Raw genomic sequence first — 14,729 nt, forward strand, 5'->3', positions numbered from 1 at the left:
TATTTTTGGGGGAATTATAATTAGTACCCTATTTTAGCAAATGAATAACTGGTTCAAGCAAAATGGTATCCACCTGGGTATCATCGCGATCTTTATCGGGATCTGCATTTTTTATTTCACCCCGGCCTTCAATGGTAAATCCCTGGGTCAAAGCGACGTGATCGGTGCACAGTCGACCCAAAAAGAGATCAACGACTATAAAGAAAAAGGCACCACCATCCTGTGGACCAACCAGATATTCGGCGGTATGCCTGCTTTCCAGATCTGGGCGCCATATCCTAACAACATTACTACCTGGATAGTTAAAGGCGTTTCCAATTCGTTCCCTAACCCTGTTAACGCGGCGTTGCTGATGATGCTGGGGTCGTACCTGCTGTTCAACGTGCTTCGGCTGAAGCCCTGGTTGGCGGCGGCGGGGGCTATCGCTTTCGCGTTCTCGTCCTACCATATCATCCTGCTGCAGGCCGGGCACGCCAACCAGGTGCTGGCTATCGCCTTTTTTGCGCCGATACTGGCCGGCATCATTCTCACGCTGCGTGGTAAGTACCTGTTAGGGGCATCGCTAACGGCTTTCTTTTTGGCGATGGAGATCCGCGTGAACCACATCCAAATGACCTATTATCTGATGATCGCGCTGATCATCTTTATCTGCATCGAGCTTTACCATGCCTTTAAGGGTAAAACCCTGGCGGCTTTCGGTAAAGCGATGGCTTACCTTTCAGCGTCGTTGCTGCTGGCTTTGCTGGTCAACGCGTCGTCGTTATGGAGCACCTACGAGTATGGTAAAGAGAGCTACCGTGGCAAGTCTAACCTGACCAAGAATACTAAAGAACCTACAGACGGTCTTGATAAAAATTATGCTTATGATTACAGCCAGGGTGTAGCTGAGTGCTTCACTTTCCTGGTACCTAACGCTTACGGTGGCCCGTCGGGTTTGCAGGCTTTGGATATCCCTGCATCTAAGGTGAATAAATATCTGTTGGATAGGGGCGTTCCGGAGGAGCAGTCGGTTGGCTTTGTGCAGCAGTTAGGGCAATATGGTTTGCAAACTTATTGGGGTAATAAGCCCGGTACATCGGGGCCGGTTTACTTGGGCGCGGTAGTCTGTTTCTTATTCGTGTTCGGTTTGATCATCGTACGCAGCCGTATGAAATGGTGGATAGCCGGTACGGTAGTGCTGATCATGTTCTTGTCCTTCGGTAAAAATTTGCCGTTCTTGTCAGATCTGTTCTTCCACTATTTCCCGCTGTACAATAAGTTCCGCACGGTCGATTCTATTTTGGCTATCGCTTGTTTGCTGGTACCGATACTGGCCTTGCTGGCCGTGCAGGAGGCTATCGAGAACCCTGATAAAAAGTACGTATTTAAACAACTTAAACTGGCCGGATATATCACTGGTGGTATAGCGCTGATATTGATCGTGTATCCGGAGTTGTTCCTGAATTTCCGTGGGGATTCTTTCCAGCAACTTACCGGCACGCTATCTGAAATATTTAAACAAGTGCCAACCTTTGCTCAGCAAAGTGCCGAAATGGCAAGCGGTTTAGCTAGCGCTTTAGTTAGCGATCGTGCCGCCCTGGCCCGTGCCGACGCTATCCGCGCGCTGATATTTATCGCGATCACCTTCGGTATGATCTGGGCCTTCATCGAGGCGCGTATCAACCTAACAGTATTTTCGGTAGTGCTGTTGGCTTTGGTGCTGATAGACCTGTGGCAGATAGATAAGCGCTACCTGAATGAAGGTAGTTTCCAGGATAAGCTAACCGCCGATGAGGTATTTAAACCACGTGAGGTAGATAATTTCATCGCACGTGATACCGACCCTAACTTCCGTGTGTTTGATGCTACCCAGCCTATCAAGAGCGATATGCTGAGTCCGTTCTTCCATAAGTCGATCGGTGGTTACTCGGCAGCGCGTTTAAAACGTTACGAAGAGTTGATGGATAATCAATTGTTGCAAGGCAACCAGAATGTGCTGGATATGCTGAATGCCAAATACATCATTTCTCCCGACGAAAAGAATGGTACCGCCAATATGCGTGCCAATAACACTGCTTGCGGCCACGCCTGGTTCGTTAACAAGGTGCTGTATGTAGATAACGCAGATCAGGAAATGGAGGCGATCAGCTCGTTCACGCCCCGTATCGAAGCGATGGTAGATAAGCAATACAAACCATTGATCGGCGATAATAATTTCGGCGGCGACCCTAACGCGACCATCGCGCTGGAAAGTTATAATCCGGATCATCTGGTTTATAAGTCAGGTTCGACAACCGAGCAGGTTGCCGTATTCTCTGAGATATTTTACGATAAAGGCTGGACGATGAAGATAGACGGTAAAGAAGCCCCTTACTTCCGCGTTAACTACCTGCTGCGTGCCGCCAAGATCCCGGTAGGTAACCATACCATCCAGTTCGATTTCCACCCGACATCGTACTACGCAGGAGAGAAGGTATCATTGGCAGGTTCTATCCTGTTGGTATTAGCCTTGGGCGGTGCTGCTTATACTGGTATTAAACGTAAAGAGAAAGTAGCTAAGGTTTAAGTTCTAAGTCTTGAGTCGAAAGTCTTAAGTCAGAAATACGAAAGGCGTTCCGATTGTCGGGACGCCTTTTTTGTTGTGGGATAGTGTTACTATTCTCCTTCGATACCTGCTTGCCTCAAGATACTTTTGGCTGTACCGATGGGGAGGTCTTTTTTGGATGAGGGACGACGGCACGTTTGCTGCTGTCGGGATGGATATAAATATGGTGGCTACCTTTTACCCTATCTAAAACGTATCCATTCTTCTCCAATATCTTTATGATATCGGATGAGCTATACCGCTTGCTCATGCAGTTAACAGGAGGTTGTACTCTAATACATCCGCGTCGGTAGGTATATCTTCACCATGTTCTTTCAAACTTTCGATATAAAGTTCGATAGCTTCCTTAGCGTTAACCTTGGCTTCCTCTAAAGTTTCGCCATAAGTTATACATCCCGGCAGTGCCGGCACATTCACTGTGTAACCGCCTTCTGGCTCGGGTTTTAACAGAATTCTGTATGTTAATGACATATGTTAAAGTTAGCGTTTTTTAAGACACTTGACAATTGTAATACAAAAAGCCCCGATGCACAAACGCACCGAGGCTCAAAATTTTGCTTCCGGACTTCGGCCTTTCCGACTTCCGGACCTCTCCGACTACTTCAATTGAGACATGATCTCGCTGATGGCTTTTTGCAGTTGCGGATCATTGTCATTCAATCGGTCTACAAAAGATGTCTTTACGGTAATGTCAGGCGCAACGCCGCTCATCTCCAGGTCCTGGCCATCTAAGGTGAAACAGCCCCAGGCCGGTACACGGTAGCTTGAACCATCAACCAAACCTTTAGCACTGGTGAAGATGATCCAGCGGTAAGTTTCGGTACCGATAACCTTGCCAAGTTTTAAGGCTTTGAAACCCGCGGTGGTCATCTCGCCATCGCTCAGGGTCTGCTCGTTAATTAGCAGGATGATCGGTTTGGCAGCCGGACCAAAGTTTGGCTGCGATGTTTTTTTACCATCGCGGTATTGCCATTGCAGGTAAGGGCGCTGCGACAGGAATTGCAGCACACCATCGTGCACGTTACCACCGGTGTTGTAACGCAGGTCAAGGATCAGGGCATCTTTGTTATACGCGTCGTTCACCATGTCCAGCTTAAATTGCTCTAAAGATCCGCCCGACATATCTTTCATATGCACGTAGGCAATGCGGTTCTTGCTTTTCTCGGTCACCTCATTTTTGTTGCGCTCTATCCACTCGTTATATAAGCCATCTTTAAGGTTGCCTTGCGGATGTATCTTCACGTTCACTTTTTTGCCCGCACGCTCAAAGGTCAGCGTCATTTCGGGGTCGATAGATGGCTTGGTGAAGTAGAAGTTACGGTCTTGTTTAGGGTCAACGGTAACGCCGTTAACAGCCACTAATCTGTCGCCGGTCACAATGTCGATGCCCTTGCGGTCGGCTACGCTTTCTTTTAGCACAGATGCCACTTTGTAAGGGTCATCATTGTCATAAATAACACCTGTCTCCATGGTGCGGTAACGCAGGTAAACACGCTCTTCCTGACCAAATGAATTGAAGCCCTGGTGCGATGAGTTCAATTCGCCCAGCATATCGTTCAACAACACACGCAGGTCGCCGCGACTGTTCACATACGGCAGGAATGCCTGGTATTGGTCGTGCACCTTAGCCCAGTTAGCGCCGTGGAAATTGCTGTCGTAATAATTCTCGTCCAAACCGGCCCAGGCCTCATCAAACATTTGGTTGAACTCGCCCGACAGGTTGCGGTTAAATTTGTAGCCTAAAGTAACCGGGTCCACGCGATTCTGGTCAAGGTTTAGTTTGTAAACCCCGCCGTTCGCAGCCAGGTAATACTTATCGCCGCTTTGGATCAGATCATAACCAAAGAACGCCGCGCCTGCCACAGGCTCGGTCTTATTGTTCTCGAATGGCTCGATAGTAGTGCGGTAAAGCTGCGGGCGACCTTCAGCTTGGTTAGAGCAGAAGTAAACAAAGGTTTTATCACCCTTTTGGATGACCGCGATAGAACGCTGTGTACCGAACGACGGACTGATCTGCTCGATACGGCGCAGGATATCTGCTGAATCGATCACAATATCAGACGGTGGTTTAGGCGCAGGCAGTGTCGACGGTTTCTTTTCGTCAGGCTTGGCCGCGGCTTTGTCCTTATCCTTGCTCTTATCTTTCTCTTTTGACTTTTTATCATCGGCAGGTTTGGCCGGTTCGTCTTTCTTTGGCTCGTCCTTTTTAGGTTCGGTGAACAGGTCGTTAAACTTGGTCAGCTTGTAATCCGGGTCATACTTTTGCAGTGGGATACGATAGATATGGGGATCGCGGCCACCGTAAGGATAATCGGGCTGTGTGCGCGACGATGCAAAGTAAATATACTTACCATCCGGCGACCAAACAGGCTCGGTCTCGCTGATGCCTGTTTTAGTGATATTGGTGATCTTACCGGTGCTCAGCTTGCATATAAAAATGTCCTGCTCAAAATTACGGTGCGATGTAAAGATCACATACTCGTCATTAGGCGAAAAGCCCGGCGCCGAATTTTGGAAACCCCACAACTCATCATGCGCAATGGTTTTGCTGGCCAAAGTTTTCAGGTCTATCGTGCGTACCTCATTACGGCCACTTAAGTAAACGCCCATGGTGTGTTTGCTGTTAACAGCTAACAAGCGGTTGCTGCCTTTATCTTTGGTCAGTTGCTTTGGTGTGCCGGTACCATCGGCGGCAATGGTGTACCAGTTGGTATAGCCACCCAAAGTTTGCGCATAGATCAGCGTACGGTTATCGGGCAGCCATTTTACTTCAGTAGCACGCTCGGTATTGCCGCGCTGGATCTGCTGCATAAACTTGCCGTCGGCATCGCTTACAAATAACTCGCCGCGCGATACCACAGCCATCTTTTTACCGTCGACAGAAACATCCGCGGATTCTATCCTGCCTGCGATGTCGAATTCCTGCTCCTTAGGCAATACGTTGTTACGGAAGATCACCAGGTTTACCTTATCGGCTTTTTTAGAGGCTACATCGTAAACCCACAATTGGTAGTCTTTCTCAAACACCACCTTCGAGCCATCTGCACTCACATTAGGGCGACGGATAGAAGAAGGGAATTTGGTCAACTGTGTTTTTTTACCGTTGATAAAGGTGTACAGGTTATATTCCTGGTTAGCCTCGTCAGACGCGAAGTAAACGTTGCCGTTCCTATCAATGGTGGTGTAAAAGTCCTTGCCGTTCCAATCGGTATATTGTTTGTAAGCTTTGGTTTTAGGGTTGTACGACATGATATCCGGGTTGTACGAACCCTTGTACCGCTTACGTTGTGCAAAGCGGTAGCTCTCCCAGGTATCGTTAAAAAACAGCTCACCGGTTTTAGGGTGCTCTACCACACCATGGATGGTATTAAAGTAATTGCCGAACAAACGTACAGGGGTACCGCCGTCCTTACCCACTTTATATTCAGAGAATGAATTATAACGACTTGAGGTAAAATAGATCGACTTTGAATCCCAGCTCCAGGAGTCCACCTCGTCACTGCCATCATGATAGGTCAATTGTTTGATGTCGCCGCCGCCGATAGGCATCACGTACACATCGTTATTACCATACTGGTTAGATGAGAAGGCGATCCACTGGCCATCCGGTGATACACGTGGGTTAACCTCGTCGCCCTGCATGGCCGTAAGGCGCGCTGCCACCGGGCTGTTCAGGTCGGCTTTCCACAGGTCACCTTCGTAGCTGAAGATAACGGTCTTACCGTCGGGCGTTAGTGCCGGGGTCGAAGTAAAATAAGCGTTGGTGCTTTGCGCCTGCAATGCAAAGGGCATAACAAGGGCGCATAAAAAAGGGTATAGTTTTTTCATGTACTGAAATGAAAGTGATAATGGGCTGTAAGTTACTTAATTGCCTTTAAAACGATGTAGGGCGAAAACACTTTTGTCTCGATAGGAAGTATTTTGGTGATGATCTTACCGGCCAACCAAATGGTCTTCACGATGCCTTTTACCAGTCCGCCTTGCTCGGCGCGGTTTTCTAACCAAACAGAGAATTTACCATGGTAAAAAGACTCCACCTCGGTAAGGCCTAACTCTTTACAGGTATTGGCCAACAATTGCAGATCCATGCTTTGGATATAGTGCTTGTCGTAATTGGCGCGGTCAAATTTGCGTTGGATCCAACCGTTCACACCCTTAAAGTTAGGCAGGGTGACAAACAGGACACCACCGGGTTTCAAAAAACGCAGGTGATGTTTTAAGATATCTTTGGTATCGCTAAAGTGCTCGATCAAACCGAAAGATAGTACCATGTCGAATAGTTTCTCCGGCTCGTAGCTGAACAGGTCTGATTCGATCACATGGATATCGCCGGCCTTTAAACCATTGGCCACAAGCAGTTGGTTGATGATAGCCACGTCGATGTAATAATCGAATAGGGTAGTATCCAGCTTTTGGTATTTTTTTAGGTAGGTAGCGTAATAGCCCGGGAAACCACCCAGCTCTACAGCATTCTTCACGCCCTTATCAGCGATCAGCTTAGCCATAATGCTGCCGAAATAGTAATCCTGCTTTATCGGAAAGATCAGATCTTTCTTAGATTCCCAAAAAGCCTTCCAAAAATTACGGTCTGTTAGATTTTGCTCCATTTAAAATATTTACTGCAAACTGCCACTGCCAACTGCTGCTCCTAAAATTCGCGCCGGGTTACCCACCACCACACAATTTGATGGCACATCTTTTACCACCACCGCTCCCGCGCCTATTGTTACGTTATCGCCAATGGTGATATCACCAATGATGCTCGCGTTAGCGCCGATATCTACATTGTTCCCGATCTTGGGCGAGCCGCTCATGGTGCCATCTGCCAATTTTTTGTGGCCGATGGTGACACCGTTACGCAGCACGCAATTGTCGCCCATTACTACCCGCAGGTTCACTACCAGTGCCTGACCATGATACAAAGCCAAACCTTTGCCAATGGTCAGTTTGCGGGGTAACTCAATACCTAAGCGCCATTCCACAAAAAAACGGTACCACATCAGGTAAGGGAAACAAACGATCTTGAGCACCGTGTACCGGTTGATATATTGCACCAGGCGGAATAGGAACATCACCAATTGCCCTTTAAAGTTGCCCCGGTTAGCTGCGCGGTCCTGAAAAAGATAGCTGATGATACCCATGTTTAATTGCTGATGCCGCCCGCTGTGCAAGCCGACACCAAAAGTAAAATTTTCATTTTTATAATCAGTATAATTGCGGTAAATAGCGCCCTCGGTATGAAAATAACGCTCATCAATACTACAGATGCCGGTGGGGGCGCTCCCGCTGCCTGCATGCGTTTGCTAAAAGCCTTATTACTAAAGGGGCAGGATGCACGGATGACCGTTCAGCAAAAAAAGACCGAACACCCTAAGGTGACACCCGTTGCCAATAGCTTTTGGACAAGGCTGATCGCCAAATACCATTTTTACCGCGAGCGTGTACCTTTTATGCTGTTGCTGTCGGCCGATAAGTCGGTGAACTTTGCGTTCTCGACGGCTAAGGTTGGTACGGACATTACTGACGTGGAGGATATTCAGGATGCCGACATCCTGCACCTGCACTGGACCAATCAAGGCTTTCAATCTACCCGCAACCTGACCGCGCTTACCCGCATGGGCAAACCCGTGGTTTGGACGCTGCACGATATGTGGGCTTTTACCGGCGGCTGCCATTACGCCGGCGAGTGCGACCATTTTAAACACAGCTGCGGCCATTGCTGGATGCTGAAATACTCGTACGCGAAAGATCTGTCCTACAAAGGGTGGAGACGGAAGATGCACTTATTCAGCGATCCGTCACTGATCACTTTTGTTACCTGTAGTAATTGGTTGGCTAATGAAGCCCGAAAAAGTTCTTTATTGAAAGGCTACCGTATCGAAGCTATCCCTAACCCGATAGATACTGATCTGTTCAGCCCAAAGGATGTTGCGGTAAACCGTGCTAAATGGAAAATACCTGCTGATAAAAAGATCATCCTGTTTGGCGCGGCCAATATTATGGATAGGCGTAAAGGCATCATTTATTTGGTAGAAGCACTGGAATTGTTGAAGCCGCTCTATAACGAAAATATCGAGATCGTGATCTTTGGTAAGAACAAGGCTTTTGATATGGAACTGCTGCCATTTAAAGTACACGAGGTCGGCTTGATCGACTCGGAAACTGATATTGCCGAACTATATAGCCTGTCCGATGTTTACGTTACCCCGGCCATAGAAGATAACCTGCCCAATACCGTAATGGAAGCCCTGGCTTGCGGTACACCCGTGGTGGCTTTTGATACAGGAGGCTTGGCTGACATGGTAGATCACCAGCAGAACGGCTACCTGGCAGAGTTCAAATCGGTGGCCGACTTTGCCGAGGGCGTAAAATTTGTGCTGAATAACCCTTCGGCCGATCTGTCAAACAATGCCCGGCAAAAGGTGCTGCAAAATTTCAGCAATGAGGTAGTGGCCGAAAAATATCTGGAAGTTTACCGATCTTTGCTTAACTAATGGCCGAGTTTCATCCTAAGTTATCTGTAATAACGATCGTTTATAATAATGTGCGCGATATTGAGCGGACCATGCTATCCGTTATGGGGCAGACTTATACTAATATAGAATACATCATTGTCGATGGCCTCTCTAATGATGGTACGCTGGATATAATAGCCAAACATCGCTCCGGCGTTAGCAAACTGATCAGCGAGAAAGATCAGGGTATTTACGATGCCATGAACAAAGGCCTTGCCGCCGCCACCGGCGACTATGTGATCTTTATGAACAGTGGCGATGAGTTTTATGATAAGCATACGGTCATCAAAGTATTCGCCACCGCCCCGGATTCCGATATTTACTACGGCGAGACCGAAATGATCAATGATGAATTGCAAAGCCTTGGCCGCCGCCGCCACAAAGCGCCGGATAAATTCACGTTTAAAAGCTTTAGATATGGTATGAGCGTCAGCCATCAGGCCATCTACATCCGCCGCTCACTTACCGAACCTTATGACAGGCAATACGAACTCAGTGCAGATATCGACTGGATCCTTCGCGCCGCCAAAAAAGCAAAAAGAATAGTTAAGGTGGAGGGCTATGTAGCCAAATACCTGGTAGGCGGCATGTCCAAAAAGAAACACCGCCAAAGTTTGACGGAGCGTTTCCATATCATGAAAAGGCATTACGGCCTGCTGCCTACCTTATTTAACCATGGGGTTATCGCTTTTAATATGGTGTGGCATAGGTTGCTGCATAAGACGATGAATGATTGAGTGCCCTTTGGGCAGTGATCAGAGGTTAGTGACCAGTGATCAGAGTTCGGGTCCAAGTCTCCCCGCTTGAGCGGGTATGCACGGAATGAACATCTCCCACTAACTTTGATAGGGGTGTGTCCTTTCGCCACTTTGTAACCGAAGGACACACCCCTGACCCCGCTCAAGCGGGGAAGCGAGACTCTCCAGCATCTATACATCAATTCCCCCTTCAGGAGTTTAGGGGGCTACTCCATCAACCTCCTGATCAGCTCTGCACTCTGTGTTTTCCCTTCATCCAGTCTATCCGCAAAAAAGGCCTGAACTTCGTTAAAGTGTTTTTTGTAGCCTTCCATATCCCCGTAACCGATGATGGCCGACCACTCGCGCACCGCGGAATGGAATTCCAGATCGTCGCCGCGAATGGTTTTATCGTATAGGGCGGTTTCGATAGATTCTTCTAACAGTTCGTCATCCTTAAACAGATATTCAGCAATACCTAAACGCAGGCGGAAAGGCGGCGTTTGGCAAATGAGGTTATCATACGGGTTAACGCCCAAGTGGTACCAGGCATCCACCATGCTCAGGATGCTGAGGTGTGAGTTGGGTTTGCGTAAATGCTGGTTATCAGCAAGAGAGAACTCCCGCATCACACTATCATTAAGCATAATGGGTTTGCGGCTTTCGTGAAACACAAAATCGCGGGCCTTGTATAAACGTTCACGAAATTCTTTAGCTTCTTCCTTGATCATCAACTTAAATAACTCAGACTCTGATCTTGCGTACTGCCTAACCTGTTGCTTGGCATATGGGTTAAGGATAGCCAAGCCTGCATATACGTGTGCTTTGTAGCTAAAGATGCGCAGGGTGGTCAGGATCTTTACATTGTCTATACCACCAATATAGGATGCATTTTCCCAGGGGAAGAAACCGGCGGCTTTCCAGGCAGTACCCATGCTCTCGAACCCGACGTGCGTTACAGCCTGGGTATCGGCTACGATCTTGTCGTGTTCGTGATAATCGGCTATCTCGACAATATCGGTCTCCAAACTGGCGAACAGATCATACATGGTGCGGTAAGCCTCTTTGCTGCCGCGATGCGGGATCAGGATCAGTTTTTGTCCCTTAGGCTCAAACCCCGGTCCGTGCATGGCATGGAAGGTGATGATCTGAACGTCGGCAGGCAGGTGTTTCTCAAAAATAGCGATCTCGGGGTGCTTAACAGACGTTTGTCCGGCTACGATAGCCCCGGCCTTAGTTGATGCAGCACACTCAGCAACTACCTTTTCCATACTGTCGGCCTCGACCGAATAGATGATCAGATCGCAAAGGCGGGAAACATCGCGGCCGTTATCTTTTATGATGATGCCCAAGGGCGACAGCTCTTCTGCCAGCTTTTCGTGATGAGCGGGCAGGTCGCATCCGCAAACCTCATAGCCTGCTTTGGCAAATGCCTTAGCATAAAGTTTGCCCATATCGCCTAAGCCTATAAATCCAATATTCATTTGTACGGTATCAGTTGCCGCTAATATAAGGCCTTGCTATTATTAAGTAGCGTATCTTTTTTATACTTTTAAGCTTATGGATCTGATCACCTGTAAAAATTGCGGCCAGGCCGGCACCGGCAAATTCTGTCATTCATGCGGCGAACCTCATTATCAACACCGCATTACGCTTGGCCATATGCTGCATGAGGCAGCGCACCTTATCACTCATTTTGATAAAGGTTTTTTGTAAACGCTTAAAGAAGTAGTGATCAACCCCGGCAACATGCAGCGCGAATACATTGAGAGTAAACGCAAAGGTCATCAAAAGCCGTTCTCGATGTTTTTTGTTTGCGGCACCATAGCCGCGCTTTGCCTGTATTGGATAAGCACTGCTACGGGTAAGATACACAAGGCTACCACCGATCATGAAGAAGAATATTTTTACCGTCATTATTTTGTGTTGATGCAGATGGTTCTGGTGCCGCTATATGCCATGGTAAATTATGTGGTATATTATAAAAGCAAATACAACTATGCCGAGTTTTTGGTGATGTTGCTTTACAACACCGCCTTTTTGTTTATGATAGTTGTACTGACATCCAGTCTTAAATTGATCTTCGGGCAGTTCGATACGACGTATATCGAGGCCGGGGTGGTAGCGCTTTATAACATCATTACTTATATCAATATTTTTAAAGAAGATAAACGTTGGATAGTGATATTAAAGGTTTTGCTCACCTCGGTGATCTGCATCCTGATCGCTAAGTTTGCCAGCGAAGCCTTTATAGATATCTTTTTAAATAAAGAACAGAAATTGATATCGTAGTTAAAAATGATCATCAGGCGTGGCTGATCGCCCAGTTCTGTTGGTAAATTACTAACAGTTAAGCTTTTGTATTTTATCGGCAAACTACTTGCTGTGCTAAAGTGTTAATTTATACCTTTGGTATGTAACTAAACTAAACTGATGATGCGTAAAGTAACAGCCGTATTGATATTAGCCTTAGCGTTTACGGGTCTTAGTCAGGCTCAGGATTCTTTAAAACCTAAGACCCTTAAACCGGTAGTTAAGCCAACCTACGCCCAGCCGGGTGCAACCAAGTACCGTACACCAAATACTTATCAGGCTAAACCGGCAGCCGGGCAGCCGTCTGTAACAACTTCAGGAACTGCGCCTGTACAACAACCAGTGCAATACGGCGAGACACCAGTAAGCACTGATAAAAGCTTGCGCGGACAATATCAATATATCCTAAGCAAAACTTACCGCTACCAGCAACCTATGATAGCCGCTTTGTGGAAGAACATTAACGATACCCTTAATGCCACAAAAAGGACGTTGAACGATACAAAAGCACAATTAGCGGAGAAGACCAAGTCGGTAGCTACTTTGCAAAGTGATGCAAAGAATAGCGAACAGACCCTTGCCGATGCCACATCCATGCGCGACGAGATCGGCTTGCTGGGTATCCCGATGTCTAAATCGGCTTATAATATTTTAATGTGGGGATTGGTGATAGGCATGGGTTTGGTTTTAGTTATTGTGATCCTGCGTACCGGCGGTGCTAATCGCGAAGCTAAATACCGCGTTAAATTATATGAGGAATTGAGCGAAGAATTTACCGCCTACAAAGCCAAAGCCAACGATAAGGAAAAGAAATTGGCCCGCGAACTACAGACCGAACGCAACAAGGTTGACGAGTTGATGGGGAGGGGATAGGGCAGTGGTCGGTTGATCTGTGATCAGTGACCGGTTGTGTAATACACCATCCAAAGTATAAAAGCGAGAACGCCCGATCGAAACATCGGGCGTTCTCGCTTTTACTGAATATGCTGGCTTCAGTTTTAAACTGAAGCTTGATAGATAAACAGAAGTCTGTGACTTCCGCAAGTCACAGACTTGCCCTCATCCATTAGGCGGTCAGTTTTAAACTGAAGCCAGAAATAAAACGGAGTCATCACCAACGTCATGGCGAGGAGCTTCTATCAGCGACGTGGCCATACCCGATAAGCAGAGCAACTATTTAGATAGCGGTTTAGCCCTCAAACGGCTATACCGTAGTTCTAGCAATTCGATAGCGTACGCTCCATCGGCTGCATTGCGGATGTAAAAACTTATCCAACCGCTGTTCTTAAAAAGATGATGGTCCTGAACGCGTCCATCCATTAATAACTGTTCCTTCACTTTACGGCCGAATAGCATATCCAGCAGGCCATTGCCATGGATATGGCCTATCTCCTTATCGCCATAATTAAATTGCAGCCCGCCATATTTATGTGCTGTTATCCTGACCTGTTCCCAACGTTTTAACTCCAATTCGATCTCGTCAACACGGTCAAGTACCCGGGGGCGGACAAAATAAGTGTGCAGTTTTAACCAGATATCAAAAACCTGCGGCAAGCCGGGGACAAATTTCAGGAAACCGAAATAGCTGATCACAAAGTTGAACATCACTTACGCTCGCTCAGTTCTTTAATATGGTCCATCACCCTCAAATGGACGTTGCGGGTAACGCTCTCGGCCCAAAGGTCGTAATACCAAACAGGGAAAACGTGCAGGGCATACCAACTGTTACCAGTTAGGGTGGTGGTGCCGTTGCCGTTATCCTGTAAAATGAACTGACCTTTTTGGATATCGATATGGCCCATGATCTCGGGATCTTTCGGTTGTTCGGTAATAGCGAAAGTGAGCTTTTTGTTCGGTTCAAATTCGGTGATCTTCTCTTCGAATGTGTAGCCATTACTGAATATACATTTACGACCCGCACCTAAACGATACCCAGTAACCGTAGACTGTACCGGACTTGGCATCCCCAGCCTGAACAGAAAATAACCTGCAGGCTTATTTATACGCTCGTAGGCTACCACGTACGGCCAAACTTTTTCTACCGGGGCGTTCACCACTATTTTATCAGCTACCATGTTTTGGTAGCTATGGCTTGTGGTATTATCTGCAATAAAGATCAGCAACAACAGCGACACGATGCTGACATTAAGTGTACCGTTACCGTAACCGAACATCCTGCGGCCAAAAAGCAAGCCGACACCGATAAAAGCAAATAACAATGGCGACACGATGACTAGGCAAATACTACCCTCGCCTAAAAACAAAAAGCTAAGGAGGATAGCTATAATGGTCAACATCCCGGCACGGCCCATGGCTTTGGCGGTGTTGTACTCCTCGGTTTTCCAAAACCAGGCACTAAAGATCCCCATTAGCATAGGCAATATCACAAACTCCGAAAATACAAGGTTACCACTACCATCGGATGCCAATAGTTTTGTGATCAACGCAATTAGGGCGGTACATAGGTTTGGGATGATAAAACCCAGCACCTTACGTGATAATAAGAGTTGTTTCATGACAAGGATATTTATGATGTCACAAACGTAAATGAATATTTTTAATTTTCAAAATATTCTGAAA

General features: G+C 47.1%; 13 protein-coding genes and 1 pseudogene. 6 read left to right on the forward strand and 8 right to left on the reverse strand.

Going from position 1 to position 14,729, the window contains the following annotated elements; genetic code table 11:
- Window positions 1-40 precede the first annotated feature (40 nt).
- A complete protein-coding gene (locus IRJ16_RS18025; RefSeq protein WP_194113038.1) occupies window positions 41-2,545 on the forward strand; it encodes a YfhO family protein in 2,505 nt (834 codons plus the stop codon).
- A 115-nt stretch (window positions 2,546-2,660) separates the two neighbouring features.
- On the opposite strand, the gene IRJ16_RS18030 is transcribed toward IRJ16_RS18025, so the two are convergent.
- The 5 genes from IRJ16_RS18030 to IRJ16_RS18050 form a co-directional block, all read right to left on the reverse strand.
- On the reverse strand, window positions 2,661-2,834 hold the full coding sequence (locus IRJ16_RS18030) for a type II toxin-antitoxin system HicA family toxin (RefSeq protein WP_228080313.1): 174 nt from the start codon (window positions 2,832-2,834) through the stop codon (window positions 2,661-2,663).
- On the reverse strand, window positions 2,831-3,055 hold the full coding sequence (locus IRJ16_RS18035) for a type II toxin-antitoxin system HicB family antitoxin (protein WP_194113039.1): 225 nt from the start codon (window positions 3,053-3,055) through the stop codon (window positions 2,831-2,833). Before IRJ16_RS18035 ends, IRJ16_RS18030 begins: the two co-directional genes overlap by 4 nt.
- Window positions 3,056-3,181: 126 nt before the next feature.
- Window positions 3,182-6,412 (reverse strand): S41 family peptidase, encoded by a 3,231-nt coding sequence (locus IRJ16_RS18040; protein ID WP_194113040.1) that lies wholly within the window; start codon window positions 6,410-6,412, stop codon window positions 3,182-3,184.
- A gap of 32 nt (window positions 6,413-6,444) precedes the next feature.
- On the reverse strand, window positions 6,445-7,191 hold the full coding sequence (locus IRJ16_RS18045; protein ID WP_194113041.1) for a class I SAM-dependent methyltransferase: 747 nt from the start codon (window positions 7,189-7,191) through the stop codon (window positions 6,445-6,447).
- A gap of 9 nt (window positions 7,192-7,200) precedes the next feature.
- The gene (locus IRJ16_RS18050; protein WP_194113042.1) at window positions 7,201-7,725 is read right to left on the reverse strand and encodes a serine acetyltransferase; all 525 of its coding nucleotides are present in this window, start codon (window positions 7,723-7,725) and stop codon (window positions 7,201-7,203) included.
- Between the two features lie 96 nt (window positions 7,726-7,821).
- Between IRJ16_RS18050 and IRJ16_RS18055 the strand changes: the two genes are divergently transcribed.
- Both IRJ16_RS18055 and IRJ16_RS18060 read left to right on the forward strand, forming a co-directional pair.
- Window positions 7,822-9,078 carry a glycosyltransferase family 4 protein gene (locus IRJ16_RS18055; RefSeq protein ID WP_194113043.1) on the forward strand — a complete coding sequence of 419 codons (1,257 nt, stop codon included), beginning with the start codon at window positions 7,822-7,824 and terminating at the stop codon, window positions 9,076-9,078.
- Window positions 9,078-9,836 carry a glycosyltransferase family 2 protein gene (locus IRJ16_RS18060; protein WP_194113044.1) on the forward strand — a complete coding sequence of 253 codons (759 nt, stop codon included), beginning with the start codon at window positions 9,078-9,080 and terminating at the stop codon, window positions 9,834-9,836. Before IRJ16_RS18055 ends, IRJ16_RS18060 begins: the two co-directional genes overlap by 1 nt.
- A gap of 227 nt (window positions 9,837-10,063) precedes the next feature.
- Here IRJ16_RS18060 and IRJ16_RS18065 read toward each other — a convergent pair whose 3' ends face one another.
- On the reverse strand, window positions 10,064-11,320 hold the full coding sequence (locus IRJ16_RS18065; protein ID WP_194113045.1) for a prephenate dehydrogenase: 1,257 nt from the start codon (window positions 11,318-11,320) through the stop codon (window positions 10,064-10,066).
- 76 nt (window positions 11,321-11,396) lie between these two features.
- Here IRJ16_RS18065 and IRJ16_RS18070 point away from each other — a divergent pair, with 76 nt between their 5' ends.
- From IRJ16_RS18070 to IRJ16_RS18080, 3 genes and pseudogenes are all read left to right on the forward strand, one after another.
- Entirely contained in the window at window positions 11,397-11,552 is a 156-nt protein-coding gene (locus IRJ16_RS18070) for a hypothetical protein (RefSeq protein ID WP_194113046.1), read from the forward strand.
- 12 nt (window positions 11,553-11,564) lie between these two features.
- Window positions 11,565-12,128, forward strand: a pseudogene (locus IRJ16_RS18075) (hypothetical protein); the annotation flags it as partial.
- Window positions 12,129-12,269: 141 nt separating this feature from the next.
- Window positions 12,270-13,022: a hypothetical protein gene (locus IRJ16_RS18080; protein ID WP_194113048.1), complete on the forward strand. Its 753-nt coding sequence runs from the start codon at window positions 12,270-12,272 to the stop codon at window positions 13,020-13,022.
- A 300-nt stretch (window positions 13,023-13,322) separates the two neighbouring features.
- On the opposite strand, the gene IRJ16_RS18085 is transcribed toward IRJ16_RS18080, so the two are convergent.
- Together IRJ16_RS18085 and IRJ16_RS18090 are read right to left on the reverse strand one after the other, a co-directional pair.
- A complete protein-coding gene (locus IRJ16_RS18085) occupies window positions 13,323-13,754 on the reverse strand; it encodes a luciferase domain-containing protein (protein ID WP_228080322.1) in 432 nt (143 codons plus the stop codon).
- Window positions 13,754-14,665, reverse strand: a complete 912-nt coding sequence (locus IRJ16_RS18090) for an SRPBCC family protein (protein ID WP_194113049.1) — start codon at window positions 14,663-14,665, stop codon at window positions 13,754-13,756. The genes IRJ16_RS18085 and IRJ16_RS18090 overlap by 1 nt, the downstream gene beginning before the upstream one ends.
- Between the last annotated feature and the right edge of the window lie 64 nt (window positions 14,666-14,729).

The sequence above is a fragment of the Mucilaginibacter myungsuensis genome (assembly GCF_015222005.1).
Lineage (GTDB): Bacteria > Bacteroidota > Bacteroidia > Sphingobacteriales > Sphingobacteriaceae > Mucilaginibacter > Mucilaginibacter myungsuensis.

What these genes read in the sequence shown, in the direction of transcription:
- IRJ16_RS18025 (WP_194113038.1), top strand. Translation starts at nt 41, where the DNA reads ATGAATAACTGGTTCAAGCAAAATGGTATCCACCTGGGTATCATCGCG.
- IRJ16_RS18030 (WP_228080313.1), bottom strand. Translation starts at nt 2,834, where the DNA reads ATGAGCAAGCGGTATAGCTCATCCGATATCATAAAGATATTGGAGAAG.
- IRJ16_RS18035 (WP_194113039.1), bottom strand. Translation starts at nt 3,055, where the DNA reads ATGTCATTAACATACAGAATTCTGTTAAAACCCGAGCCAGAAGGCGGT.
- IRJ16_RS18040 (WP_194113040.1), bottom strand. Translation starts at nt 6,412, where the DNA reads ATGAAAAAACTATACCCTTTTTTATGCGCCCTTGTTATGCCCTTTGCA.
- IRJ16_RS18045 (WP_194113041.1), bottom strand. Translation starts at nt 7,191, where the DNA reads ATGGAGCAAAATCTAACAGACCGTAATTTTTGGAAGGCTTTTTGGGAA.
- IRJ16_RS18050 (WP_194113042.1), bottom strand. Translation starts at nt 7,725, where the DNA reads ATGGGTATCATCAGCTATCTTTTTCAGGACCGCGCAGCTAACCGGGGC.
- IRJ16_RS18055 (WP_194113043.1), top strand. Translation starts at nt 7,822, where the DNA reads ATGAAAATAACGCTCATCAATACTACAGATGCCGGTGGGGGCGCTCCC.
- IRJ16_RS18060 (WP_194113044.1), top strand. Translation starts at nt 9,078, where the DNA reads ATGGCCGAGTTTCATCCTAAGTTATCTGTAATAACGATCGTTTATAAT.
- IRJ16_RS18065 (WP_194113045.1), bottom strand. Translation starts at nt 11,320, where the DNA reads ATGAATATTGGATTTATAGGCTTAGGCGATATGGGCAAACTTTATGCT.
- IRJ16_RS18070 (WP_194113046.1), top strand. Translation starts at nt 11,397, where the DNA reads ATGGATCTGATCACCTGTAAAAATTGCGGCCAGGCCGGCACCGGCAAA.
- IRJ16_RS18080 (WP_194113048.1), top strand. Translation starts at nt 12,270, where the DNA reads ATGATGCGTAAAGTAACAGCCGTATTGATATTAGCCTTAGCGTTTACG.
- IRJ16_RS18085 (WP_228080322.1), bottom strand. Translation starts at nt 13,754, where the DNA reads ATGTTCAACTTTGTGATCAGCTATTTCGGTTTCCTGAAATTTGTCCCC.
- IRJ16_RS18090 (WP_194113049.1), bottom strand. Translation starts at nt 14,665, where the DNA reads ATGAAACAACTCTTATTATCACGTAAGGTGCTGGGTTTTATCATCCCA.